The organism is Nocardia sp. NPDC051052, assembly GCF_044456045.1.
Taxonomy (GTDB): Bacteria; Actinomycetota; Actinomycetes; order Mycobacteriales; family Mycobacteriaceae; genus Nocardia.
Genome location: NZ_JBITFL010000020.1, coordinates 113,356 through 136,598, shown reverse-complemented (window position 1 = coordinate 136,598; position 23,243 = coordinate 113,356). Strand labels below are relative to the sequence as shown.

Here is a 23,243-nt window from a genome sequence, read left to right as displayed (position 1 = left end):
GCGCCACCGGCGGAGGCACCGGCGGCGGCGGATCCGGCGGCGGCGGAAACGGCGGCGGCGGAACCGGAGGTGGCAACCACAACGGCAGCAGCGGCAGCGGCGGCAGCGGCAGCGGATCCAGCAGCGGCGGAAGCAAACCCAGCGGTAGCAGCGGCGGAGCCAGCAAACCTGGCGGAGGCGCAAGCAAATCCAGCGGCGGAAGCTCAAATCCCCTCGGCGGCATGCCGACCGGAAGTCCCCGGTCCGCCACTCCCCCCGGTTCGTCCGCGTTCAATCCTTCCAGCCTCGGCGCGAACCCGCTGAGCGGCTCCTCCGGCCCCCTGTCGAAGCTGTCGAACATGTTGCAGCAGTTGGCTTCCGGCGTACCGTCCGGCCCCTGGCTCCCCTCAGGCCCGTTGGACATACTCGGCTCAGGCCCCTCGGGTCCTTACGGATTAACCATGCCCGCGAGCTCCGGCGGTGGCGGCTCCTCGCCCGGCGGCGCGCTCGGACCGAACCCGATGAAGAACCCCGACGACAAACTGTTTCCCCGTGCCGGAAAGGGCGGCACCGGAGCGTCGGTCACGACGGACACCGTCGTCTCCCGCGCCGGTATCGCCGACACGGCAGCCATGCCGATGGGTGGCATGCCGATGGGCGGTATGCCCATGGGCGGCATGGGCGGTGCCCAGGCCGGTCAGCAGAAGGAGCGCAAACGCGCGTCCTATCTCGACGGCAAGGAACACCTCGAGGAGGCCGTCGGCGAGGATCCACTGTCCGTGCGCCCCATCATCGACCGCTGAGGACCGGCCGCCGAGCGATCCCTCCCCCATCCCTGCGACTCGAACGCGAGCCTCTCCCATGCGTTTTCACATCGTCAACCTGCCCAACACCCAGACCACCAAGTACTACCAGCCGTGCGCCTACACCCAGAAGAACCGGCGCTTCGCCACCATGATGACGAGACTCGGGCACGAGGTGTTCTTGTACGGGGGCGAGGAGAACGACGCGGAGTGCACCGAATTCATCACCATCGTGACGAAGGCGGAACAGGCCGAATGGTTCGGCGGCAACGACCCGTACGCCGAGCCGCTCAACCTCTCCTGGGACGTGCACGCTCCGCACTGGCTGACCGCCAACGAGCGCGCGATCACCGAGATCGCTAAACGCAAGCAGGACAAGGACTTCATCGGCGTACTCGGCGGCTGCTGCCAGCAGCCGATCGCGGATACCTTCCCCGAGCTCATGACCGTCGAGTTCGGCATCGGCTACAGCGGAGTGTTCGCCAACTACCGGGTCTTCGAGAGCTACGCCTGGATGCATTCGGTCTACGGCTCCCAGAGCTCGGTGCCCGGTGTGATGAGCGCCCGCGGCCGGTTCTACGACGCGGTGATTCCGAATTACTATGAGGTGGAAGACTTTCCGTTCTCCGCCGAGAAGGACGACTACTTCCTCTACGTCGGCAGGCTGGTCGAGGCGAAGGGCATCCAGATCGCCATCGACACGTGCAAGCGGTTGGGCGTGAAACTCGTCGTCGCCGGTGCCGGCACGGTGCCGCAGCCGGAGGACGCCGAATACGTCGGCGTGGTGGACCATGTCCGGCGCGGTGAGCTGATGAGCCGTGCCCGTGGCGTTTTCGTGCCTTCGCTGTATCTGGAACCCTTCGGCGGGGTGCATGCCGAGGCGATGCTCTGCGGTACGCCGGTCATCACCACCGATTGGGGCGTGTTCACCGAGACGGTGCAGCAGGGCGTGCACGGCTTCCGCTGCCGCAACCTGCGCGAATTCTGCGACGCCGCCGACGCCGTCGACAAACTCGATTACCAGGGCATCCGCGACTACGCGATCGCCAAGTTCTCGACTGACGTGATCGGCCCCCAGTACGAAGCCTATTTCGAACGCCTGGAGGGCCTGTGGGGCGAAGGCTGGTACGCCGCGTAGTGCGCAACGACACTGCCGCGCCCGCGCCGACCACCGGCGTGGCCGGGTCGAGCCGCCGGAACCTGGTGATCCTGCGCGCGGGTGACGCGTCGCTGCACGAGCGCTGGCTCGACGGACCGGAACCGCGCACCTGGGACCTGGTTATCAGCTATTTCGGTACCGATCCGGACCGGTATCGCACCGGCGACGTGACCCGCCTGGATCTGACGGGCCCGAAATGGCCTGCGCTGCACCGGGTGCTGACCGTGGATCTGGCCGAGGTGGTCGGCCACTACGACTATGTCTGGCTGCCCGACGACGACCTGGACTCCGACACCGCCAGCATCAACAACCTGTTCGAGTACTGCGCGCGCTACCGCGTCGCGCTGGCGCAGCCCGCCCTCACCGAGGACAGCTACTTCAGCCACGAGATCACCCTGGTCGACCGCCGATACTCGGTGCGGTACACGAATTTCGTCGAGATCATGGCGCCCTGTTTCACCCGCGAGTTTTTGGCCCGCTGCCTGCCGACGTTCGACGCCACCCAAACCGGCTGGGGCCTGGACTACCGCTGGCCGCAGCTGGCCGAGGACACCGGCGCGCTCGCCATCATCGACGCGGTCACCGTCCGGCACACCAGGCCGGTGGGCGGCCCGAACCTCACGGCGGCGCACGAGACCGGCGTGAACCCCCTTCAGGAATACCGTGATTACCTGGTGCGACACCAGATCTACGACCTGACGAAGCGAGTCCATCGCGGTGTGCCCGCGACTACCCGGCCGACGACCGGCCAGCCGACCGCGATCTGCGTCACCCTCGACCGGCACCGTCCGGACCTGGCTGCCTGGTTCCACTACCACTCGGTGCGCGCGGATCTGCTCATCGTCTATACCGGCGATGCGGCCATTCGGGCGGCGGCCGAAGAGCTGACCGCGGGGATGCCGGTCCTGCTCTGCGACAACACCGAAGTGACAGGCGATGCCGCAGATCAGGAGACCGCCAATATCGGCTCGGCCGTCACGCGGGCTCGAGCCGCGGGGATGGAATGGTTGCTCCCACTGGGCATCGACGAACTGTTCTACGACGACGACCGGCACTGGCAGCTGCGCGGAGCCGGGCAGGTGACGTTCCTCGGCCACGAGGCCGTACCAATGCGGACACCGGTAGCCGATCCGTTTCAGGAATGCACGGTGTTCCGGATCAGCGGACGGTCACCCTTCCTGGATGTGCCGGTCATACGCAGCGCGGTACGCCTCGGCCCGGACGTGACCCCGGTGGATCGGCACATGTTCGACGGCTTCACCGGCACGAGCGCGGCGGTCGTCGCGCCGATGATCCTGCACTATCCGTATCCGAGTTTCGAGAGCTGGCTGGCGCGCGCGGCCGAGGTGGCCGACGGCGGCGGCACGCGGGCCCGGCAGTTCGCGCACCACTCCCGCGAGCTGTTGCGGGTGGCCGCCGCGCACGGCCGATTGGCGGGGGCGCGCTGCTGCTTCCAGGCCGGCATCCCCGCCGACGGCATGGTCGACCGGATGGTGCGAGCGGGCGAACTGCTGCGCGCCGACCCGATGTCGGGTCGCGACGCGCGGTTCAGACCCGCGGTGGCGGGTATCACCAGCCACACGACGTGACAAACGTAAGCTCAGGCGGGTCGACTACGCAGTCGGCAATCGAGCGTTGTCGTACGGGTAATGACCGACCGAAAGGGCTGTTGGCAATGCTGCGGAAGTTCCTCGACAAGGGTGTCGTCTCGTTGATCGATAGGTCGGCGCGGGTGCAGGCGCCGCTGGTCGGCAAGTACACGGGGTTCGTTCGCGGTAGGCATCCGAGCGAGTCGCCCGAGCAGATCGTCGACCGACTCGGGCGGCACTACTCGGTCGCGGTCACCGCGAGCGGCGTGGTCGTCGGGTTGAGTGCGGCGGTTCCTGGCGTCGGCACGCTGATCGGGTTGGCCGCGGCAGGCGCGGACACCCTGTTCTTCCTGGAGGCGTCCACCGTGTATGCCGTTGGCGCGACCGAGGTTTCGGGGAGCAAGGCGACCGTCCCACGGCCGCCGCTGGTCTCGGCCGTCGTGCTCGGCCAGGCGGGAACCGCGTCCCTCGGCACCGCCGGCCGCTCAGCCAAACAGTGGGATACCAAGCTGGCCAGCAAACTTCCGGTCATCCGGCGGATGAACGACACCCCGGTCAAGCGATTCGTCGTGCAGTTCATCGTCAAACGCGGCGCCCTCGCCTTCGGCAAGGTGATCCCGGCCGGTATCGGCGCGGTGGTCGGCGGCGTGGGCAATTACGCCCTCGCCCGCGGCGTGATCAAGAACCTGCACGACGCCGTCGACAACGCGGAATCGAGTCAGGCCATTTCCAGCGTGGACGCCTAGGGAGACACGCCCCAGTGCCGGATGCCGAGATTCAGCTGATCGTGGTGGACGCCGCGAATGTCGTCGGGTCGCGGCCGAATGGCTGGTGGCGTGATCGAGCCGGTGCGGCGCGAAAATTGCTCGAGCAGCTGACGGGTTTGGCACCGCGGCTGGCGCGGCCCACCGAGGTGGTTGTCGTGCTCGAGGGTGAAGCGAAGGCGGCGGATCCGGAGGTCGACGGCGTGCGGGTGGTACTGGCCGACGGATCGGGCGACGACGCGATCGTCGATGTGGTGGCGACGGCCGTCGAGCGGGACAGCGGGCGATCGGTCACCGTCGTGACGGCGGACCGTGGGCTGCGCGAGCGCGTCGAAGCGCTCGGCGCGGGCACCGTCGGACCCGGCTGGCTGCTGGAGCGGATCGCGCCATAGCGGACCGACCAGTCCTGGACCCGGCCAGGAAGGTTTGCCAACTGCCCCATAACAATCGGCTCGTTGGGTAGTCCCCGAATATGAGCGATGTATTCGAGGAGCGCGGCCAACCGTCCCTCGGGCGCGCCTCCCCTGATCTGCTGGCGGCTCGGGCGGTGATCGAGCAAGCCAAAGGCGCGCTGATGCTGGCCTACGGCGTCGACGCCGAGCAGGCGTTCACCATGTTGCGCCGTCGCTCGCAGGCCACCAACGTCAAGCTTCGCGCCCTCGCCGCGCAACTGATCGCCGAACTTCCCTCGCTGGACCTCGCTCCCCCGGAACTCCGCGCCAAAGTCGACCACCTGCTGCACATCGCGCACCCCCGCAAACCCAACCTCGAGTCCTGACCAACGCTGACTCCGGCGGATCGCGCCCGATCAGCGCGAAATCCGTTGGGACGTATCGGACATTCGCGCCACTAACTCCGGCCCCGCTGCGATCGCGCGCGACCGGCGGGTTACCGTGCGCGGGTGATCCTGCTCACCGTCGGCTTGGTTCTGTTGGGTGTCTTCGCACTGCGGTTCCATCTGGACCGGCGGCGGCTGAGCAACGGTGTCTACCTTCTGCTAGGCGTCGCGGTGCTCAGCGCATGGGCGATCGGCTCGGGCGACAACGCGGATCTGAGCCTCGCGCTGGTCGGGCTGCTGGTGGTGCTGTCACCGCTGGTGGTGCTCGTGCTGGCTGGGCTGCTGATCGCCAACGGCATGCAGATGGTGCGCCGCGAGGGCTTGCGGATCGCGAACCTGCTCTCCATCGGGCCGGGGATCATCCTGCTGGTGCCCTACGTGCTGCTCGGCGTCGCCATCGCGACCGGCAGCGTCCGCTCGGTCCTGCTTGCGTCGCTGGCCTTGGCGGTGAGCTACTTCGGGTTCGTGTTCACCAGCTTCGTGTTGTATTCGCTGCTCTACGGCTGGCTGCCGTACCGGCCCGGCATGGACGCGATCGTCGTGCACGGCTCGGGTCTGGTCGGCGCGCGGGTGTCGCCGCTGCTCGCCAGTCGCCTGGACCGGGCGGCCCAGATCTACTGGGCGGAACTGGCCGAGGGCCGCCGTCCGGTGATCATCGCCAGCGGCGGCAAAGGCTCCGACGAGGCGGTGTCGGAGGCCGCCGCGATGGCGGACTATCTGCAGGCCCGCGGCATTCCGGAGCAGAGCGTGGCGCGCGAGGATCGCTCGACCACGACGCGGGAGAACCTGCTGTTCATCAAGCGGCTACTCGGCGAGCGCGGGACGACGACGCGAATGGTGCTGGTTACCAGTAACTTTCACATATTGCGCACGGCGATTCTGGCGCGCAGGCTGAAACTGGACGCGGAGGTTACCGGCGCCCGCACCGCCTTCTACTACCTGCCGAGCGCGATCCTGCGCGAGTTCGTCGCGATCGTCGTCGCCTACAAGTGGACCAACGCCGTCACGTGTCTGACGCTCGTGTCGTTGCCGCTGCTGCTCGCGCTGGCCACCGGCGGTTTGCCCGCCTATCGATGAATCAGGCCCGGTCGACGCGTTCGTGCACGGTCAGCAGCAGGTGATCGAAACGGGTGCGGAACCCGGCGGTCTCCTCGTTGAGCATTCTGAGCTCCTCGACGAACTGCGCGGCGAGGTCGCGCAGTTTGGTGTTGGTCTCCTGGGAGCGCCAGCGCAGCACCTTGAACGCCTGCTCCGCGTTCACGCCGTACGCGAGGATCAACGCGCCCTTGGCCTGCTCGATCACGGCGCGCGCCTCGATCACCTCGGGCAGGATCTCCTCGAGCACCTCCTGGCGCTGCTCCTCGAGCCGTTCGCTCACGTCGACGTAGTAGCCGGAGGTGCCGATCACCGAGCCGTCGTCATCGGCGAACAGATCGCCGACCACGACCACCTCGCGCACCTCGTCCTTGGTGTCGATGATCCGATGCCTGCCGCAAAACGGCTGGCCGGTTTCCACCGCCGCGGCGATGCAGCTGGCGACATGCTCCCGGTCGTCGGGGTGTTTGTGGGACAACAGCAGCTCGGTCGTCGGCTTCACCGCACCCGGCGCATAGCCGTACATCGCCGCGAGCTCGTCGGACCATTCCCACCGGTGGTCGGCAAACCAGAATCGAAACCAGCCAGGTTCCGCGCAGGCGTCGATGCCGATGGTCTCTTCCATCGCCGTCACCGCCTCCGGTGCAACCTCTTCGCCCAGTGTCACCACCCCAGTATCCGCCGAAACGGTCCCGCTTCGGAACCCGACCCGATAATTTGCAAAGCTCGAGCCCGAATCGCGAGGAGCGAGCGATGAATTCTGTGCTGCCATTGCGGCGTATCAGCTCGGTGACGCTGGCCTGCGTGGCGGTTGTGGCCATCGCGGCATGCGGGGATTCGCGCCATGACGCGCCCGCCCCGAGTACGCCGGTGCCCGATGAGACGGCGTTCGTTTCCGTCACCGATCTCGACCCGACGATCCTGGTCGACGCCCGCTATTTCGGCGAGCACAACTTCCTCGGCACTCACATCGCCGGCTATGAGGCACCACGCTGCCTGCTGACCAAGCAGGCGGCCGCCGCACTGGCCGAGGTGCAGCAGGAACTACGGCCGATGAACCTCACACTCGAGACCTACGACTGTTATCGCCCGCAGCGCGCCGTCGACCAATTCGTCGCGTGGGCAAAGGATCTCGGCGATGTGAAGATGAAGAAGGAGTTCTACCCCACCGTCGACAAGGCGAACCTGTTCCGCGACGGCTACATCGCCGAGAAGTCCGGGCACAGCCGCGGCAGCACGCTGGATCTTGCCATCGTCGCGCTGCCCGCGGCGGACCCCGAGACCTATCACGACGGTGATCCGTTGCGCGAATGCTTCCTGCCCGTCGACCAGCGGTTCCACGACAACATGCTCGACTTCGGCACCGGCTACGACTGTTTCGATCCGGCCGCGCACACCGCCAACCCGGCCGTCGGCGGCACCCAGCGCGCCGTCCGCACGCTGCTGTCGGATCTGATGGCGGAGCACGGCTTCACCAACCTCGCCGAGGAATGGTGGCACTTCACCCTGAAGGACGAACCGTTCCCGACGACCTTCTTCGACTTCCCCATCCGCTGAGCCGCGACAAAACCGACCTGCCGCGGCTATACGCGGGCATGGCCCGGCTCCTACACTGAGGAACTGCGGCACGGTCGACCGCCGGAGCGCCACGGCAATTCAGCGATCGGCATATCTCGAAGTCCCGATCCGTCCAGGGCCCGAGCACGCGGCCCATTTCCTGGAGGAGGCTCCGATGCCCGATCCCTCGCACCGGAAGATCTGCCTGCTCGGCCACGGCTGCGCCTGCCCCACCGTCACCCTGTTCCTCGCCCCCGAGCCGCTGATCCCCGGCGGCAGCATCCTGCACCTGCTCGAACAGGCGCCGCTAGCCGACGGCACCGCCGCGCCGACCCCCGACGCCGACCTCGTCGAGCTGGTCCAAACCGACTCCGCCGCACCGGGCCCGCTGGTGCACACCGAATTCCGCGCGTTCCTGTCCGGCGTGCCCGACCCAGACCGGATCCGCACCATCCTGCACGACCGACACATCACCGACACCGCACCGGTCGGCCTCGACCTGGACGACCCCGCCGAGATGACCCGGCTAGCCCTACTCCCCGAACGCCCCATCGGCTTCCGCCGCACCGAGGACTTCCAAGAAGAGGCGATGCGCCGCGCCATGCTCGCGGTCTACCGCCATTTCGCGATAGACCAACGAATCCGCCTGACCTATCACGGCTTCGCCGACCCGGCGACCGGCTGGTTCGCGCTCCGCACGGCAATCGCCTGAGCGGTCAGTCCTTCCGGGCGAGCGCGCCGTAGGCACCCGAGCGTTCGGGGTAGTCGCCGACATCGGACGGGTTGTCGGGGCGCCACAGCGGGAGGTGGACGAGGCCGGGCTCGAGCACGGTCCAGCCCTGGAAGAATGCGGCGATCTCGGGCTTGGCCCGCAGCACGATCTCGGTGGAGGTGCGGCCGGACAGCTTTTGCGCCTCGAGGACTTCGTCGGGTTGCCCGTCGGCGGTGGCGTGCGTGATGGCGAGGTAACTGCCGGGGGCGATCGCGTCCCGAAGGCGCGCGACGCAGCCCGCGGGATCGGCGTGCTCGGCCACGAAATGCAGGACGCCGAGCATCAATACGGCCACCGGCTTGTCGAAGTCGAGCAGCTTCGCGACCTCGGGATCGGACAGAATGGTGTCGGGCTGGCCGATGTCGGCCTGGACGACAATGGCGGCCGGATTTCCGTCGAGGATGGCCCGGCTGTGCGCGACCGCGACCGGGTCGATGTCGACGTAAACCACTCGCGCCGAGGGATTTACCGCCTGCGCCACCTCGTGCACATTGCCGACGGTCGGGATGCCGGAGCCGATATCGAGGAATTGGGTGATGCCCGCGTCGACCAGGAATCGCACGCATCTACGCAGCAAATCCCGGTTGGCGCGCATGGTCTCGCCGACGCCGGGGGTGAACTCCTCGATCTGGCGCGCCAACATCCGGTCGATCTCGAAGTTGTGCATCCCGCCGACGAAATAGTCGTACACGCGGGAGGCGCTGGGGCGATCCAGATCGATACCCTCGGGAGCCCAACTCGGTCTGGTCATCGATCGCCAACCCTTCTCGAAATATCGCACGACATCGCACGCCAGCGACGAAAGCATCGTCATCGTAGCGGGCTTCACGGGCACGCGCAGTTGGGCGGAAGACCGCAAATCGGACTACCATCAGAGCTTATGGCGTGGGATGCCGGGAGCGGTTCCGATCCTGGCGGGCCGCACGCGGAACTGGCCGGGCAGTGGGCGGCCGCACTCGGTGGCGGACCGCGCAATCACGTCGTGCCCATGAGCTCGGCCGAAACCCGCGGTTTGCTCACCATTCTGGCCAAGGAATTCGTCGCCGCGGCAGTCGGCTCGGGTCCTGCGGCGCGCGTCGGCGAACTCGGCGGCGAGCTAGCCCGCGCGCATTTCGTCGGCGACGAGGTGCTCGGGCGCAGCCTGGCCGTGCTCAACGCCTACCTGCTCGGCCCCGGCTCGGTGCCCACCGATCGAGCTGCCGAGTTGCTGGCCGCCTTTGCCACCGGTTATCTGCGCGCCTTCCGCGCCTGGCTGCTCGCCGAGCAGGAGAGCGTGCGGGCCGCCGATATCGCCGCGCGCCGCGTGATGGAGCAGCAGCTGCGGGCCAGCGAGGCCCGGCTGCGCGCGGTGTTCTCCCAGGCCGGAATCGGCACCGGGCTCTCGGACATGACCGGGCGAATCATCGAGGTCAACAACGCCTTCGCGGCCATGCTCGGCTATCGGCCCGAGGAGATGTGCTCGCTGTCGGTCACCGATCTGACCCATCCCGACGACGGCCCGGACATGTGGCGGAAATACGCCGGGGTGCTCGCGGGCAAATACGACAACGTGCAGTTGGAGAAGGCCTACCGGCACCGCGACGGCGGCACGGTGTGGACCCACATCAACGTCTCGCTCATCCGCGACGAGCAGGGCAACCCGCAGTACACGCTGGTGCTGGTGGAGGACGTCTCCGAGCGTCGCGCGCTGCGCGAACGGTTGCAGTATCGCGCGCACCACGACCAGCTGACCGGGCTGCCGAACCGGTCCCGCTTCTTCGACGCGCTCAGCGCTGCCTTCGCCGACTGCGCCAGGGTCGGGCTCTGCTACATCGATCTCGATCACTTCAAAACCGTCAACGACACCTTCGGCCACGCGGTCGGTGACGAACTGCTCGCGCAGGTCGCCGCGCGCCTGAACGGCTGTGTCTCGCGGACCGATCAGCTGGTCGCGCGCATGGGTGGCGACGAATTCGTGGTGCTCATCCCGCATTCCACCGGCGTCGACGAAATGTCCGGCGTGGCAAGGACGGTGCTGCACGCGCTGGCCCAGCCCTTCTACGTGCACGAGCATCAGCTGACCGTCACCGCGAGCATCGGCGTGATGGAGGAACGCGCGGATCGGCTGTCCACGGGCGAGTTCCTGCAGGCGGCCGACACCAGCATGTACTGGGCCAAGGCCGCGGGCCGGGGGCGGTACGCGATCTTCGACGTCGACCGCGGCCGCCGCGAACACACCAGCGCCGAACTGTCGGCGGCCATGCCGTCGGCTCTGCGGCACGGCGAGTTCTTCCTCGACTATCAGCCGATCGTCTCGCTCACCAACGGGCAGACCGTCGCGGTAGAAGCGCTGGTGCGCTGGCGGCATCCGGATCTCGGCGTGCTCAGCCCGGCCCGGTTCGTCGATATCGCCGAGGACAACGGTCACATCGGCGCGCTCGGCTCGGTGGTGCTGGAGACCGCCTGCCGCGCCAGCCGCGAATGGCACGACCGCTTTCCGCACACCCCCACCGTGAGCGTCAACGTCTCCGCCGCCGAGGTGGCTGATCCCGCCTGGCTCGGCCACGTGCAACAGGTCATCGCGGAGACCGGCATCGACGCGAGCCTGCTGCAACTGGAACTCACCGAGCGGGCGTTCATGCAGGCCACCGGACGGCCGCTGCGTGCATTGCACACCCTCGCCGACGCCGGCGTCCGCATCGCCATCGACGATTTCGGCACCGGCTACTCCAATCTCGCTTACCTAGGCCAACTCCCGCTGCACGTGGTGAAACTCGCGGGGCCGTTCATCCAGCGCATCCGCACCCCGGACACCGCGAGCCCCACCGACCTGCTGCTGCTCGAGACGATCATCGATCTCACCCACGCCCTCGGCTTCACCGTCACCGCCGAGTGCGTCGAAACCCGCCACCAGGCCGATCAACTCCGCGACCTCGGCTGCGACACCGCCCAGGGCTGGCACTTCCACTACCCGATGCCTGCCGATCAGGTGACGACCCTGCTCGGCGTCTCCGACCTTCGCCTGAGCTAGCCGCGCCGAACTTCGCACTCCCCGCGTGCCGCGACTCCGCGATCTCCCGGCCATGGAAGTCCTGGTTATCGCCGTCGCGCAGCAGCAGAGTCGCCAGTACGAACACCGCGACCAGCAGGGCAATGGCCGTCACGATGCCACCCCATTCGCGCCGGAACGGACCGCGGAATCGCGATCCACCGCAACGCCGTACGCCGCGATACCGGCGAGAATGATTCCCTCGATGACGTGCACCCAGGTACCGAAGGTGTCCACCGCCATCATCCCGCACACGCTGGTTCCGCTGATCAGGCCGAGCGCGCCTACCGCCAGATATATCAGTGTCATGAGCTGCTCCCGCCGCTACATTGAGACAGACGAGACAATGATCGCCTGTTTGTCTCGAAGGTACTGTTGACCCACCGGCAACGACAAGGAGCGCAGTGACGCGAGTGACCAGGGACACACTGCTGAACAAGCTGGCAGACCCCGATCCCGAGGTACTCAAACTGCTCGACGAGGCCGACGAGGTGACCGAGCGAATCCTCGCCGCCGCCTTCGAGCAGATGGCCGTGGTCGGCTGGCGCCGGTCGACCGTCGAGGACGTCGCCAAACGGGCGGGGCTCGGGCGCGCGACGGTGTACCGGAAGTTCCCGAGCAAGTCCGCGCTCACCGAGGCGGTCCTGGTCTCCGAGCTACGCAAATACCTCGCGGGCAGCACAACGGCGACCAGCACCCAGGCGACAGTGGCCGACCGGATGGCCGAAAGCGCCTCCTACACAGTCGGATTCCTGCGCGAGCACCCGCTGCTGCGCCGGCTGCTGGAAACGGAGCCGGAATCCATCCTGCCCGCCCTCACCGTCGGCGCGGGCCCCATCATCGACACCTTCCGCGAATTTTGCGTCACCCTCTGGCGGCACGAGTTCTACGGCGACACCGCCATCGCGGATGCGGACCTGCAACACCTGCGCACCGTGGCCGAGTTGCACATCCGAATCACCCTGTCGCTCATCCTCACCCAGCAAACCGCCATCGAGCTCGATACCGCCGAGCAGGCCCGCGAGTTCACCCGGCGCTACCTCGCGCCGATGCTCGACGCCAAGTGAACTTCCGACGTGTGACGCGTACACGGCGCGCGATTACCGCCCATGGAACTCGGGTATCCCGCACACTGATCGCGGCGTCTCCCGTGCGTCACACCCTGTGAGTTTCAAGGAGCGAATCCATGGGCATCATCTCGATGATCATCATCGGTCTCATCGCCGGAGCCATCGCGCGCCTGCTGGTTCCCGGCAAGGAGAACTTCGGCTGGATCGGCACGATCGTGCTCGGCATCATCGGCGGCTACGTCGGCGGCACGCTGGGCAGCTTGGTGTTCGCACCGCACAAGTTCACCCTGCAACCGCCGGTCAACCATGCCTTCCTCGGCGCCATCGTCGGCGCGGTGATCCTGCTGGTCATTTACAAGTTCGTGCGCGCGCGAGTCTGAGCGTCGGCACTGTGCACGGTGCCCGCCGGATAGATCATTCGATCCGGCGGGTTACTCGTGCGCCGAGCGAGCGGGTAGTAGATCGCGGCCGTGCAGACGATGCCGACGATCCAGGAAACGTCTGCGCCGCCCAGCTTTTCGGTGATCGGACCGGTGTAGAGCTGCTGCGCGAGGAACGGGATCTGGGCGAGCACGCCGAGGACGTAGCAGGCCAGCGCGGCGCTGTTCCAGCGCCCGTACCGCCCGTCCGGGTCGTACAGCGCCGGGATGTCGATGCGTTCGCGCGAGATCAGGTAGTAGTCGATCAGGTTGATCGCGCTCCACGGCGTGAACACCATCAGCAGGGTGAGCACGAAATTCTTGAAGTTGCCGAGGAAGTCGGCGCTGGCCCCGATCGCGACGAGCATCGATACCGCGGTGAAGCCGACGATGTAGGCGGCGCGCGCGAACGGCGTGGTCCGTGATTGCCGGTTGAACGCGGTCACCGAGGTCAGGATCGACATGAACCCGCCATAGGCGTTGAGACAGTTGACCGTCAGCTTGCCGACCACGATCACCAGGTAGATCAGCAGCGCGACCACGGACGGACCCGCGAGGTCGCCGATGAAGCCAACCTGGTTGCCCAGGAACGCTTTTCCCGCCACCGCCGCCACCAACGCGCCGAACGTCATCGACCACTGCGAGCCGAGCACGCTGCCCGCGAAGGTCGCCAGGAAGGTGGTCCGGTCGCTGGTCGAGCGGGGCAGATAGCGCGAGTAATCGGCGACGTAGGGTCCGAAGGTCAGCTGCCAGCCCGCACCGAGCGAGATGGCCAGCACGAAAGTCACCATGTCGAACGATTTCACCCCGACATAGGAGCTCACGTCGTACTCGGTGAAAAGCCGGACTCCGAGATAGGTGAAGCCGATGACGCCGACCACCGTGGCGATCCGGCCGACGACGTGGATCAGCCGGTAGCCGGTCACCGCGACCACCGCGGTGAGCGCGCCGAAGACGAGAATGCCGACCGTCGGGTTATCGATGTGCAGGATCTTGTTCACCGCCTGCCCCGCGAGCACCGTGCCCGTCGCGGCGAACCCGAGATACATCACCACCACCAGCAGCAGCGGCAGCACCGCCCCGAAGACGCCGAATTGTGCTCGGCTGGAGATCATCTGGGGCAAGCCGAGGCGCGGGCCCTGCGCCGAGTGCAGGGCCATCACGACGCCGCCGAGGATATTGCCGAGCAGCAGGCCGACGATCGCCCACAGCGCGTCGGCGCCGAACACCACCGCGAGCGCGCCGTCGACGACCGCGGTGATCTGCATGTTCGCCCCGAACCAGAGGGTGAACTGGCTAAACGGCGTGCCGTGCCGTTCGGCATCGGGAATCACCTCGATGGTGCGGCGCTCGATGGAACCGCCCGCGTCGAGTCGCTCGTCCGTCATGGGCCCGCCTTCCGTCGTCCGGGGAACAGCTATGGAAGTGCGGGTAGTGCCCGTCGAGCTGTCACTGTGTCCGACCAGCAGTATGGCCCACGAAACCGGCTGCGGCGCGTCACATTCGATGCGGAGCGGACAATTCCCGGCCGGGGACGGCCGGCGTCGCGGACCGGAGGCGCCGGGCCACCCGGTACGCAGGTTCGGCGATGATGCTCGCCAGCCGGGTGTAGGGCCAGATCGCGATGAACAACATCAGGACCAGGCCGCGAGCCTGGTAGATGAACGGCGCGTGCTCCATCGCCCCGGGGTCCGGGTGCAGCGTGAACAGCGAACGGAACCAGGCGAACAGCGTCTCGGCGGTGCGATAGCCGGTATCCGTGGAGTTCGGGTCGAACTTGATGGCCACCCAGGTCAGCAGCCCGGCCACCAGCATCGGAAAGGTGATGCGGTCCAGCGGACTGACCGCGGGCCGGGCCGGGGTGCCGATCATGTCCGGCACGAACAACAGCACGGCGCCGATCGTCGCGGTCGCCAGTGCGCCTATCTCGACGATCGTGAGGGTGAGATAGATCGAGCCGTCGGGGCGCGAGTGCGGCCCGGAGGCGATCAAGTCGGTGATCCGCGCGGCGACCACGCCACTCATCCCGATCCGGAACGCGGTCGCCCCGATCCGCTGCGCCCGATCGGTATCCGCGCCAGTGCTGTACCAGCCGAAGCGATCGTGCCGGTAGCGCCACAGGTGGCCGACGATAAAGGACAGAAACGCACTGTAAGGCAGGATGATCCACAGCAGCGACATCATCTGTCGACCCGCCTTCTCCATCGAACTGATAGAAATTGAAACTATCCGAGGTATGCACCACCTTCGCAGACACCCACCCCGCAAACAAGTACCTAACGGCCTCCTTGTTCAGCCGTAATTGTCCGCCTCGCACCGATCTCGCGCGCCGGAATGAACTGGGGGCTTGCCGCCGACCGTGCCGCCCGGTTTGATCGCTCGGATGGTCAACGATCGGATAGCGACTCAGCCGGTGGTCGCCGGGCTCGGCCGCGACTTCGAGCGACTGTGGCGCGGGTTCGCCGTCAGCACGGTGGGTACATACCTTGCGCTGGACGCCTTTTCGCTGGTCGCCATCCTAGTGTTGCATGTCGGCGCGCTGCAGGTGTCGTTGATCGCGGCCGCAGGCGGCGCGGTGGGTGCGGTGCTCGCGGTTCCGCTGGGTACCTGGATCGAGTTCCGGCCAAAGCGCGGGCTGATGGTCCGCGCCGATCTGGTTCGGTTCTTGGTACTGCTGACCGTGCCTCTCGCGTACTTCGCGGACGCGCTGAGTTATCCGCAGTTGCTGGTTGCGGCCATGATCGTCGCGGTCGCGGATATCGTCTTCCTCGGCGCCAGCAGTGCGCATCTGAAAGGCTTTGTCGCCCAGGACAATTTGCTGGAGGCCAATGGCCGCTTCGAGAGCGCGACCTGGGTCTCGGCGGCCGTGGGACCACCACTGGGCGGCGTCCTCATCGGCGCCTTGGGCCCCGTGATCACCGTACTGCTGAACGCGGTGAGTTTCGTGTTGTCCGCCTTGTGCATTCGCTCGATCGAGGTCCCCGAGCCCGCCCCGCCGCCCCGGCCCGACGCCACGTCACGCCTGGTCCAGATCACCGAGGGGTGGCGCACGATCGCCGCGAATCCCGTACTGCGCCTGCTGCTGTGCAACACGGTGCTGGTGAACACGCTGATCATGGCGACCGCGCCGCTGCTGGCCTATCTGATGCTCAACGACCTCGGCTTCACGCCCTGGCAGTACGGTCTCGGCTTCGGCGTCGCCTGCCTCGGCGGGATCCTCGGTGCCCGGCTGGCCCGCCCGCTGGTTCGCCGCTACGGGCAGCGCAAGCTCCTGCTCGCCTTCGGTGTCGCGCGCGTGCCGTGGCTGCTCGGCCTGCCCTTCGTGCAGGCAGGCGCGAAAGGACTGCTGCTGGTGATGGCCGTCGAATTCGGAATGATCACCTGCATCGGCGTTTTCAACCCGTCGCTGGCCACCTACCGCCTCCTGCACACGCAGAACGACAAGGTCGCGCGCGTCCTCACCGCCTGGACCATCACCGCCCGCGTGGTCACCGCCGCGGCCATCGTCGCGTGGGGCATGCTGGCGAGTCAAACCGGTGCCCGCACCGCGCTCGCCATCGGGGCGATCCTGATGCTGGTCACACCGGCCCTGCTGCCCTGGCGGCGGGATCGCGAATGACGCATCAGGCAGAGGCGATGGCGGTGATCAGGGTGCGGGACGCGAGGGTGCGGGTGGTGATGAGCTGGGTGAAGGTCTTGGGTTGCTCGCCCGGGTACTGCTGGGTGAGCAGCACCTGCCAGTGCGCGAGGCCGTCGTCACCGTCGCGAGACTGGGTGATCTGCACGCAGTAGCGGGTGCCGACGGGGATCTGGTTGATGCCGCGCTGGATCTGCTCGGCGGGCGACACGATGGCGTTGTCGGCGACCACCGCGCGCGCCCGATAGCCGGAACGTTCCACGTAGTAGGCGTATTCGAAGGCGAGGATGGCGTCCGGTCCGTTGGCGGTGCCGCCGGGGTCGGTGCCGGAGACCGCTTCGGGGGTGCGTTTCTGTTCGCAGCCTTGCGTGGCGATGGCCGCAGGCGCGGCGGGCACCGTTGTTGTCGGCGCCGCCGAGGTTCCCGCGGAATTCTGTACGGAAGCGGTCGCCGGCGTGAGACCGGTCGGGGTGGCCGCGACCGACGGGCTGCGCTTGCCGAACCCGTGCACGGCGGCGAGCAGGATCGAGACGACCGCGATCCCGATGCCGAGCACGATCAGCACCGCGAGCACCTTGTTGCCGCGCTGCGGATCACGCCGCTTGGTGGGGTGGCGCAGCGGGACGCCGGGATGGATGCCGGACCGGTTGATGATCGCCGGCGCCGGATTCGCGTCCTCGACGTAGCCGTCGGCCGCGTACTCGCCCGCGCGAATCCGCCGCCGGTCCTCCTCGATCGGCGGTGCCTGCGGCGGCTCCGCCGCTAACGGCGGGTCGAGCCATTCCTCCCACTCCCCGGTCCGCCGCGGTCGGTCCGCGTGGTCCGGGGTTGGTTGCTCGGACACGACGACCTCCGGATCTCGGCGCCGCACCGGCGCGCGGCGACCGGACGAGCGCCGCCGCTTCTTGGCCTTGCCGGTGGGTGTGCGGAGCATGGGCAGACCCGTGTCGAACGGATTACCCTGCCCCTCTTGCCGACTCGGAGAATTCGGATCAGAGGGTGTCATCGTCGTAGTCGCCGAGAACCGGGGTCACCGCGACCGCCGCGGTCGGCACGGTGACACCGAGTTGACCGTCCTTGGGCTTGTGTTCCTGATCGTCGGCGCGCGGCGGCGGCGGCATCGCCACGCCGCCGTTGGTGCCGGGATGGCTCTGCTGGTCGGGGGTGACGGGCTTGGACTGGGTGTCCGACGGCTCCGGTACGTCCGGCGCGGGCGCCGGTACGGACACCGGTGGGGGCGGTGTGTTCACCTGTGCGGACGGCGCGGATCCGTGCTGCGACGGCGGAATCGCCGTGCCGGGACCGGTCGGTTGGAACGGAGCGGACGGGGTCGACGGCGTGGACGGCCGCGCGCCGCCGCCGAAGTCGAACAGCTTCGGCGAGGTACTCGAGTTCGAAATACCGGTCGACTGGTCGCCGCCCGTGGTGCTGCCGGGACGGATCGCCTCGGTCACCGCCTTGTCCGCGCCGGCCGCCACGGTGTCGATGGCGTGCGTGCCGACGTCGGCCACCTTGTCGATGATGTGCGTGCCGACACCGGCGATCTTGTCGATGATGTTGGTGCCGATGTCGACGCCCGCGTTGATGGCCGCGGTGCCGACCTGTACCCCCGCGGAGATGAGCTGCTGCTGCAACTGGAGCTGGGCGGCCAGCGCCGGGTCCACCGGCTGCCCGGTGCCGCCGAGGCCGGGGGTCGTGGTGCCCGGGTAGTACTGGGTGCTGCCGTTCGGGGCGTATTGGCTTGTGCCGCCGGGCATGAACTGCCCCGTGGTGCCCGGCTGCGCGGCGGTGACACCGGACGGCTGGGTGACCGTGAGCGGACCCATCTCGTCCAATCGCCTGCTGTGGTCGTTCATCTCGGTCTGCGCGGTATCGACCGTGGTGAGCGCGTCGCGCAGGGCCTGGGTGGCCCGCGCGATCACCGCGTCGGTGTCCGGGGCCGCGGTGGCGTTGCCGAGGATCTCGCGCGCGTCGCGTCGGAAGTCCGCGATGATCTGGTCCACCGTCCGCGCGGCGCGCGCGCTGGTGGCGTGCGCGTCGCCGAGCACGCTGAGGTAAGCCGGTCCCCGGTCGGAGATTTCGCCGATCTCGGTTTGCGTGGTGCGCAGCGCGGGCACCGCGGCGTCGGCACCGCGGGAGGTCCAGGTCGACTCGAGCGCGTGCAGGCCGTCGCGGTGCGGGCCCTCCACATCGGCGGCCTGGGTGGACGCGGAGGACAGCGCGCTGGTCGCGGTCTGGTTCGGCACGCCGACACCGGTGCCGAGGGTGGCTCGCAATTGCAGCAGCGGACGCACCAGCGCGGCGACGATCGGCGGATCCACGTTCGGATCCAGGTACGTGGTGGTCGGCGCGGCGGTGTCGGTGCGGGCCGGGGCCGGCCGCCTGCGTAGTCCGGAAAGGCTTCTCATGTCAGCGTCTCCCCTGTCCGGGTGATGGCGCCCGCGGTGTCGACGTCGACACCCTGCATGTCCGCGCTGTAGTCGCGCAGCACTTGACCGTAGGTGCCGACGAGTTGTCCCGCCGTGGATAACGCCTGGGCGTGTTCGGCGACCGCCGTGGTGAATCGCGCGGCGAAATCCGCCCCGACCAGCCCTAAGTCGGCGACCAGCTGATCTTGATTCACCGCCCCGGAGGCGACCGAGGCGGCCGAGGCCAACTGTTGGGAGACCGCGTCCGCGATCGCGGTGTAAGCGGCCACCGCCGCCGGATCCAGCTTCAGCGTGTCCACCGTTCCCCTCCCGGGTTCCCAGTCTTTCGCTACCGCGACATGATTCGATGACAAGCCTACTGCGCGACCTGGACACCCTGTGTCCGATCCTCGCGACTCGCTGCCGCCTGAGTATGGCAACCATCGCGCACAATGTCATGCGCTGGCGCGGGGTCAGCGGCAGACGGCGGCGGTGAGCAGGTCGAGGCCGTGCGGTAGCCGCCGGGCTCGACATGCAGCACTTTGCCAAAAACCGCCGACAGGGGTTCCGCGCGTCTTCCGGCAGGCATTAGGCTTGACTCTTTGTGCGCGACAGAGCGGGAGGGGACGGGCAGCTCGGCGCGACAAGGCATTCTCGACGCGCTTTCGCGGTCTACGCGCACCTCGCGCGGGCGGGTTTTCGACGACAGTCCCAGTACAAGCTGGCCATGTTCGCCGGCCTGTTCACCAACTGTGTCTTCGGCTTCGTGCGCGCGGCGGTCATGCTCGCCGCGGTGCGGGCCACCGGCGATTTCGGCGGCTACAACGAGGGTTCGATCGGCGCGTATGTCTGGCTTTCGCAGGGCCTGCTCGGCGCGATGCAGTTCATGGGGCCGACGCTCGACCTGGCCGATCGGGTCAAGAACGGCGACATCGCGATCGATTTCCTGCGCCCGGTCGACGTCCAATTCGGTTACCTGGCCAGTGATCTCGGCCGCGCCGCGTGCACCATCCTGCCGCGTGGGGTGCCGAGCGTGTTGATCGGCGTGTTCACCTTCGGTCTGGTCATGCCGAACACGCCACTGCCCTACCTGCTCGGCGCGGTGAGTGTGCTGCTCGCCGTTGCCATTTCGTTCCTCTGCCTGTTCGCCGTCGCGCTGATCGGTTTCTGGGTGGTCGAGACCCGTGGCCTCCGGGTGCTGTATCAGGTCACCGGCACATTCCTCGCCGGACTGTTTGTGCCAGTGCACATGTTCCCCGGCTGGCTGCGCACCATCGCGCAGGCGACGCCGTTCCCCTCGATCCTGCAATCGCCGATCGACGTGCTGTCCGGCCGGATCACCGGTCTGGCCGCGGTGGGTGTGGTTGCCGTCCAGGTGTGCTGGGTACTCGTGATCGGCGGCATCGGGCGGGTACTGCTGGCGGCCGGGCGTCGCAAACTGGAGGTGCAGGGTGGTTGAGCCGAGCGCCGCGCGGGCGGGGACCTGGTTCACCCCGTACGCGGCGGTGCTGCGCTCCCGGATCCGCGCCCAGCAGGCCTACCGATTGTCTTTCGTCAGCGAGGTTTTCAGCGCGTTCCTGATCGGCCTGGTCGAGTTCGCGGAGGTGTGGGTGATCTTCCACAACGTGCGCGTGCTCGGCGGCCTCGATCTGAATGCCGCCCTGCTGCTGTTCGGGTTCGGCCAGTCCACCTTCGCGCTGGCCCAGGTGTTGTTCGGGCACCTCGACACGCTGCCGACACTGATCCGGATGGGCCAGGTCGACGCGTATTACCTCCGCCCACAGCCGCTGCTGCTCCAGCTTGTCACCAGCGACATCTCGCTGCGCCGCTTCGCCCGCGCCGCCGTCGCCATCGCGGTGCTCGGTCTGGGCTTCCTGCGCAACGACATCGACTGGAGTCCGGGCGCCGTCGCGCTGGTACTGCTCACGCTGGTCAGTGGAATCGCCCTGTTCGGTGGGGTTTTCGTGTGCGCGGCCGGATTACAGTTCTATCTGATCGACGGCGCCGAGCTCACCAACAGCTTCACCTACGGCGGCTCGTTCGCCGCGGTACAGCCCGCCACGGTCTTCCCGACGCCGCTGAGGCTGTTGTTCGGCTTCGCCATCCCGGTCTGCTTCACCGCGTATCTGCCGACAATCGCCTTGCTCGGGCTGCCTGGCCCGCCGCTGCTGCCCGGGTGGCTGGCCTGGCTGGCGCCAGTTGCGGTGCTCTGGGTGTGGTTGCTGGCATTGAGTTTCTGGCGATGCGGTACTCGGCACTATCAGGGAGGCGGCGGATAACATGGCGAATTCCAGCTCATCGGACGCGATCATCGACATCGAGGACCTGACAAGGCAATTCGTGCTGTCCCGCAAGGTCGGCCGGCACTGGCGCCGGCGCCGCGAGACGCTCACCGCGGTGGATCGGATGTCCTTCCGGATCGAACGGGGCGCGGCGGTCGGCTATATCGGCGCCAACGGAGCGGGCAAGTCGACCACCATCAAGATGCTCACCGGCATCCTGGTGCCGACCTCGGGCAGCGTGCGCACCTGCGGGCTGGAACCGGTCCGGCAGCGCCGCGAACTGGCCGCGCGGATCGGCGTGGTGTTCGGACAGCGCTCCCAGCTCTGGTGGGATCTGCCGCTGCGCGAATCGTTTTCGATCCTGGCGGCCATCCATCGGCTGGACCCGGACGACGCGCGCAAGCGCAAGCACGAGCTCATCGAGCAGCTGGAGATGGCCGAGACGCTGGACACCCCGGTGCGCCAGCTCTCGCTCGGCCAGCGCATGCGCGCGGAAGTGGCGGCGGCGCTGCTGCACTCCCCAGAATTGGTGATCCTCGACGAACCGACCATCGGCCTCGACGTGCTGTCCAAGCAGCGCCTGCGTGAGTTCCTGCGGGCCGAACGCGCCGATCGCGGCACCACGCTGCTGCTCACCACCCACGACATGGGCGACATCGAAAGGCTGTGCGGCCGTGTGCTCGTGGTGGATCACGGGCGGCTGGTCTACGACGGGTCGCTGACCGGGCTGGCGGCCACGGTGGGCGCGCGGCGCGTGCTGGTCGTCGATCTGGCCGAGCCGACTCCGGACATCGACGATCTACCCTGCGCGCAACTGCTGGCGTCCGAGGCCGGTGGCATGCGGCAGCGGTTGGCCTTCGATCCGGAAAAAACCACGGCCGCACAGCTGCTCGCGCAGGTCTCCGAGCGAGCCGAGGTGCGGGATCTGTCCATCGAGGAGCCGGAGATCGAGGACGTGGTCCGCCGCATATACGAATCCGCCCGCTGAGTCAGCGGGCGGATTCGGTGTTGCAGTGCGACTCACCGGGTTTCGGGCTCTCGGGCACCCTGGTCGAGCCGGAACGGCGGGTACTCGTCGCGCATCAGCGTGGCGTAGGCCTGCACCCGGATACTCCACCGGTTGATGCCGACGACGAAGTCGTACAGGCCCTGCGGGTACCGCGCGGTGAACAGCAGGGCGATCAGTGCGACCAGCAGCAAGAAGAAGATCAGCGGCACCGTTGCCCAGCTCGCCCAATTGTCGTCGCTCTGCATGACGAGTGTCGCGCCACCGCCGAACAGCGCGCCGAGGATCAGGCCGTGCGGGATGACCAGCAGCCACCATTTGATCAGCACCAGACCACGGTGCAGCCGTTCGGGATAATCAACCTCGAGATCGGCCGGATACTCCGCGTTCGGCGCCAGACTGAATGGCGGATACTTGTCGGTGCCGAGCACCGACAGCGCGTAGAACTCCACCCGCCACGTCCAGCGCATCACGCCGACATTGAAATCGAACATCGCCCGCGGGTATTTACCGGTGAACAGAATCACGAAGAACGCGACCACCGTGAGGACGAAGTAGGCGATGTGCAGAAAGAACAGCACAATGTAGTGCGGGATGGCCAACAGCCACTTGACCAGCCACATCCACCGTGACAACGCGGGATCCAGATCGCCTCGAACACGAACCGGAGTGACCGGATAAGCCAGTTGCGCGGTGTAGTCAGGGTTTTCGGGTTCCATGATCGACGCTCCTTTTCGGGTGCCTTTCGATCCACGCCACAAACCAGGTGCGGAATACGGTGATTCTCGCGTATTCCGTGGTCACCGACGCCCCGATCGGGTACCGACACGCCAACAA

At 67.5% G+C, this 23,243-nt stretch carries 25 protein-coding genes and 1 pseudogene; 16 read left to right on the top strand and 10 right to left on the bottom strand.

What is annotated here, in order from left to right; all coding sequences use genetic code 11:
- Positions 1–403, bottom strand: a pseudogene (locus ACIBCN_RS41755) (hypothetical protein); the annotation flags it as partial.
- 37 nt (positions 404–440) lie between these two features.
- Here ACIBCN_RS41755 and ACIBCN_RS41750 point away from each other — a divergent pair.
- From ACIBCN_RS41750 to ACIBCN_RS41720, 7 genes are all read left to right on the top strand, one after another.
- On the top strand, positions 441–782 hold the full coding sequence (locus tag ACIBCN_RS41750) for a hypothetical protein (RefSeq protein WP_396998048.1): 342 nt from the start codon (positions 441–443) through the stop codon (positions 780–782).
- A gap of 58 nt (positions 783–840) precedes the next feature.
- On the top strand, positions 841–1,920 hold the full coding sequence (locus ACIBCN_RS41745; RefSeq protein WP_396998046.1) for a glycosyltransferase: 1,080 nt from the start codon (positions 841–843) through the stop codon (positions 1,918–1,920).
- On the top strand, positions 1,920–3,530 hold the full coding sequence (locus ACIBCN_RS41740) for a DUF707 domain-containing protein (protein ID WP_396998044.1): 1,611 nt from the start codon (positions 1,920–1,922) through the stop codon (positions 3,528–3,530). The genes ACIBCN_RS41745 and ACIBCN_RS41740 overlap by 1 nt, the downstream gene beginning before the upstream one ends.
- An 86-nt stretch (positions 3,531–3,616) precedes the next feature.
- Positions 3,617–4,276, top strand: coding sequence for a hypothetical protein (locus tag ACIBCN_RS41735; protein WP_396998042.1), 660 nt, complete (start codon positions 3,617–3,619; stop codon positions 4,274–4,276).
- Positions 4,277–4,290: 14 nt separating this feature from the next.
- Complete coding sequence (locus ACIBCN_RS41730; RefSeq protein WP_396998040.1) at positions 4,291–4,686, top strand: hypothetical protein; 396 nt, start codon at positions 4,291–4,293, stop codon at positions 4,684–4,686.
- A gap of 80 nt (positions 4,687–4,766) precedes the next feature.
- Complete coding sequence (locus ACIBCN_RS41725; RefSeq protein WP_396998038.1) at positions 4,767–5,072, top strand: ANTAR domain-containing protein; 306 nt, start codon at positions 4,767–4,769, stop codon at positions 5,070–5,072.
- Between the two features lie 123 nt (positions 5,073–5,195).
- The gene (locus ACIBCN_RS41720; protein ID WP_396998036.1) at positions 5,196–6,209 is read left to right on the top strand and encodes a YdcF family protein; all 1,014 of its coding nucleotides are present in this window, start codon (positions 5,196–5,198) and stop codon (positions 6,207–6,209) included.
- A gap of 1 nt (position 6,210) precedes the next feature.
- Here the strand turns inward: ACIBCN_RS41720 and ACIBCN_RS41715 are convergent, their stop codons facing one another.
- Entirely contained in the window at positions 6,211–6,894 is a 684-nt protein-coding gene (locus tag ACIBCN_RS41715; RefSeq protein ID WP_396998034.1) for a PAS and ANTAR domain-containing protein, read from the bottom strand.
- 86 nt (positions 6,895–6,980) lie between these two features.
- Here ACIBCN_RS41715 and ACIBCN_RS41710 point away from each other — a divergent pair, with 86 nt between their 5' ends.
- Entirely contained in the window at positions 6,981–7,784 is an 804-nt protein-coding gene (locus tag ACIBCN_RS41710) for a M15 family metallopeptidase (RefSeq protein WP_396998032.1), read from the top strand.
- Positions 7,785–7,959: 175 nt separating this feature from the next.
- Positions 7,960–8,496 carry a hypothetical protein gene (locus tag ACIBCN_RS41705; RefSeq protein WP_396998030.1) on the top strand — a complete coding sequence of 179 codons (537 nt, stop codon included), beginning with the start codon at positions 7,960–7,962 and terminating at the stop codon, positions 8,494–8,496.
- Positions 8,497–8,500: 4 nt separating this feature from the next.
- On the opposite strand, the gene ACIBCN_RS41700 is transcribed toward ACIBCN_RS41705, so the two are convergent.
- On the bottom strand, positions 8,501–9,307 hold the full coding sequence (locus tag ACIBCN_RS41700; protein ID WP_396998028.1) for an SAM-dependent methyltransferase: 807 nt from the start codon (positions 9,305–9,307) through the stop codon (positions 8,501–8,503).
- A 129-nt stretch (positions 9,308–9,436) separates the two neighbouring features.
- Between ACIBCN_RS41700 and ACIBCN_RS41695 the strand changes: the two genes are divergently transcribed.
- Positions 9,437–11,566 carry a putative bifunctional diguanylate cyclase/phosphodiesterase gene (locus tag ACIBCN_RS41695; protein WP_396998026.1) on the top strand — a complete coding sequence of 710 codons (2,130 nt, stop codon included), beginning with the start codon at positions 9,437–9,439 and terminating at the stop codon, positions 11,564–11,566.
- 129 nt (positions 11,567–11,695) lie between these two features.
- Here ACIBCN_RS41695 and ACIBCN_RS41690 read toward each other — a convergent pair whose 3' ends face one another.
- Complete coding sequence (locus ACIBCN_RS41690) at positions 11,696–11,893, bottom strand: hypothetical protein (protein ID WP_396998024.1); 198 nt, start codon at positions 11,891–11,893, stop codon at positions 11,696–11,698.
- A 104-nt stretch (positions 11,894–11,997) separates the two neighbouring features.
- On the opposite strand from ACIBCN_RS41690, the gene ACIBCN_RS41685 reads away from it, so the two are divergent.
- Positions 11,998–12,651 carry a TetR/AcrR family transcriptional regulator gene (locus ACIBCN_RS41685; RefSeq protein WP_396998022.1) on the top strand — a complete coding sequence of 218 codons (654 nt, stop codon included), beginning with the start codon at positions 11,998–12,000 and terminating at the stop codon, positions 12,649–12,651.
- Between the two features lie 119 nt (positions 12,652–12,770).
- Positions 12,771–13,034, top strand: coding sequence for a GlsB/YeaQ/YmgE family stress response membrane protein (locus ACIBCN_RS41680; RefSeq protein WP_364727576.1), 264 nt, complete (start codon positions 12,771–12,773; stop codon positions 13,032–13,034).
- Here ACIBCN_RS41680 and ACIBCN_RS41675 read toward each other — a convergent pair.
- Together ACIBCN_RS41675 and ACIBCN_RS41670 are read right to left on the bottom strand one after the other, a co-directional pair.
- Positions 13,007–14,461, bottom strand: a complete 1,455-nt coding sequence (locus ACIBCN_RS41675) for a purine-cytosine permease family protein (RefSeq protein WP_396998020.1) — start codon at positions 14,459–14,461, stop codon at positions 13,007–13,009. The two genes, ACIBCN_RS41680 and ACIBCN_RS41675, sit on opposite strands and share 28 nt — an antisense overlap.
- Before the next feature lie 109 nt (positions 14,462–14,570).
- The gene (locus ACIBCN_RS41670) at positions 14,571–15,278 is read right to left on the bottom strand and encodes a respiratory nitrate reductase subunit gamma (protein ID WP_396998018.1); all 708 of its coding nucleotides are present in this window, start codon (positions 15,276–15,278) and stop codon (positions 14,571–14,573) included.
- Positions 15,279–15,456: 178 nt separating this feature from the next.
- Between ACIBCN_RS41670 and ACIBCN_RS41665 the strand changes: the two genes are divergently transcribed.
- Positions 15,457–16,692, top strand: coding sequence for an MFS transporter (locus tag ACIBCN_RS41665; RefSeq protein ID WP_396998016.1), 1,236 nt, complete (start codon positions 15,457–15,459; stop codon positions 16,690–16,692).
- A 4-nt stretch (positions 16,693–16,696) separates the two neighbouring features.
- Here ACIBCN_RS41665 and ACIBCN_RS41660 read toward each other — a convergent pair whose 3' ends face one another.
- The 3 genes from ACIBCN_RS41660 to ACIBCN_RS41650 are packed head-to-tail and all read right to left on the bottom strand — an operon-like array spanning position 16,697 to position 19,438.
- Complete coding sequence (locus tag ACIBCN_RS41660) at positions 16,697–17,644, bottom strand: hypothetical protein (protein ID WP_396998014.1); 948 nt, start codon at positions 17,642–17,644, stop codon at positions 16,697–16,699.
- 58 nt (positions 17,645–17,702) lie between these two features.
- Positions 17,703–19,118, bottom strand: a complete 1,416-nt coding sequence (locus ACIBCN_RS41655) for a hypothetical protein (RefSeq protein WP_396998012.1) — start codon at positions 19,116–19,118, stop codon at positions 17,703–17,705.
- Positions 19,115–19,438: a hypothetical protein gene (locus tag ACIBCN_RS41650; RefSeq protein WP_396998010.1), complete on the bottom strand. Its 324-nt coding sequence runs from the start codon at positions 19,436–19,438 to the stop codon at positions 19,115–19,117. The genes ACIBCN_RS41655 and ACIBCN_RS41650 overlap by 4 nt, the downstream gene beginning before the upstream one ends.
- Positions 19,439–19,722: 284 nt before the next feature.
- On the opposite strand from ACIBCN_RS41650, the gene ACIBCN_RS41645 reads away from it, so the two are divergent.
- Genes ACIBCN_RS41645 through ACIBCN_RS41635 form a run of 3 tightly spaced genes read left to right on the top strand, consistent with a single transcriptional unit; the run spans position 19,723 to position 22,388 of the window.
- Complete coding sequence (locus ACIBCN_RS41645) at positions 19,723–20,577, top strand: ABC transporter permease (RefSeq protein ID WP_396998008.1); 855 nt, start codon at positions 19,723–19,725, stop codon at positions 20,575–20,577.
- Positions 20,570–21,397, top strand: a complete 828-nt coding sequence (locus ACIBCN_RS41640) for an ABC transporter permease (RefSeq protein ID WP_396998006.1) — start codon at positions 20,570–20,572, stop codon at positions 21,395–21,397. The genes ACIBCN_RS41645 and ACIBCN_RS41640 overlap by 8 nt, the downstream gene beginning before the upstream one ends.
- Position 21,398: 1 nt before the next feature.
- Positions 21,399–22,388, top strand: a complete 990-nt coding sequence (locus ACIBCN_RS41635; protein ID WP_396998004.1) for an ATP-binding cassette domain-containing protein — start codon at positions 21,399–21,401, stop codon at positions 22,386–22,388.
- A gap of 32 nt (positions 22,389–22,420) precedes the next feature.
- Here the strand turns inward: ACIBCN_RS41635 and ACIBCN_RS41630 are convergent, their stop codons facing one another.
- A complete protein-coding gene (locus tag ACIBCN_RS41630) occupies positions 22,421–23,125 on the bottom strand; it encodes a DUF4389 domain-containing protein (RefSeq protein WP_396998002.1) in 705 nt (234 codons plus the stop codon).
- Positions 23,126–23,243: the final 118 nt, after the last annotated feature.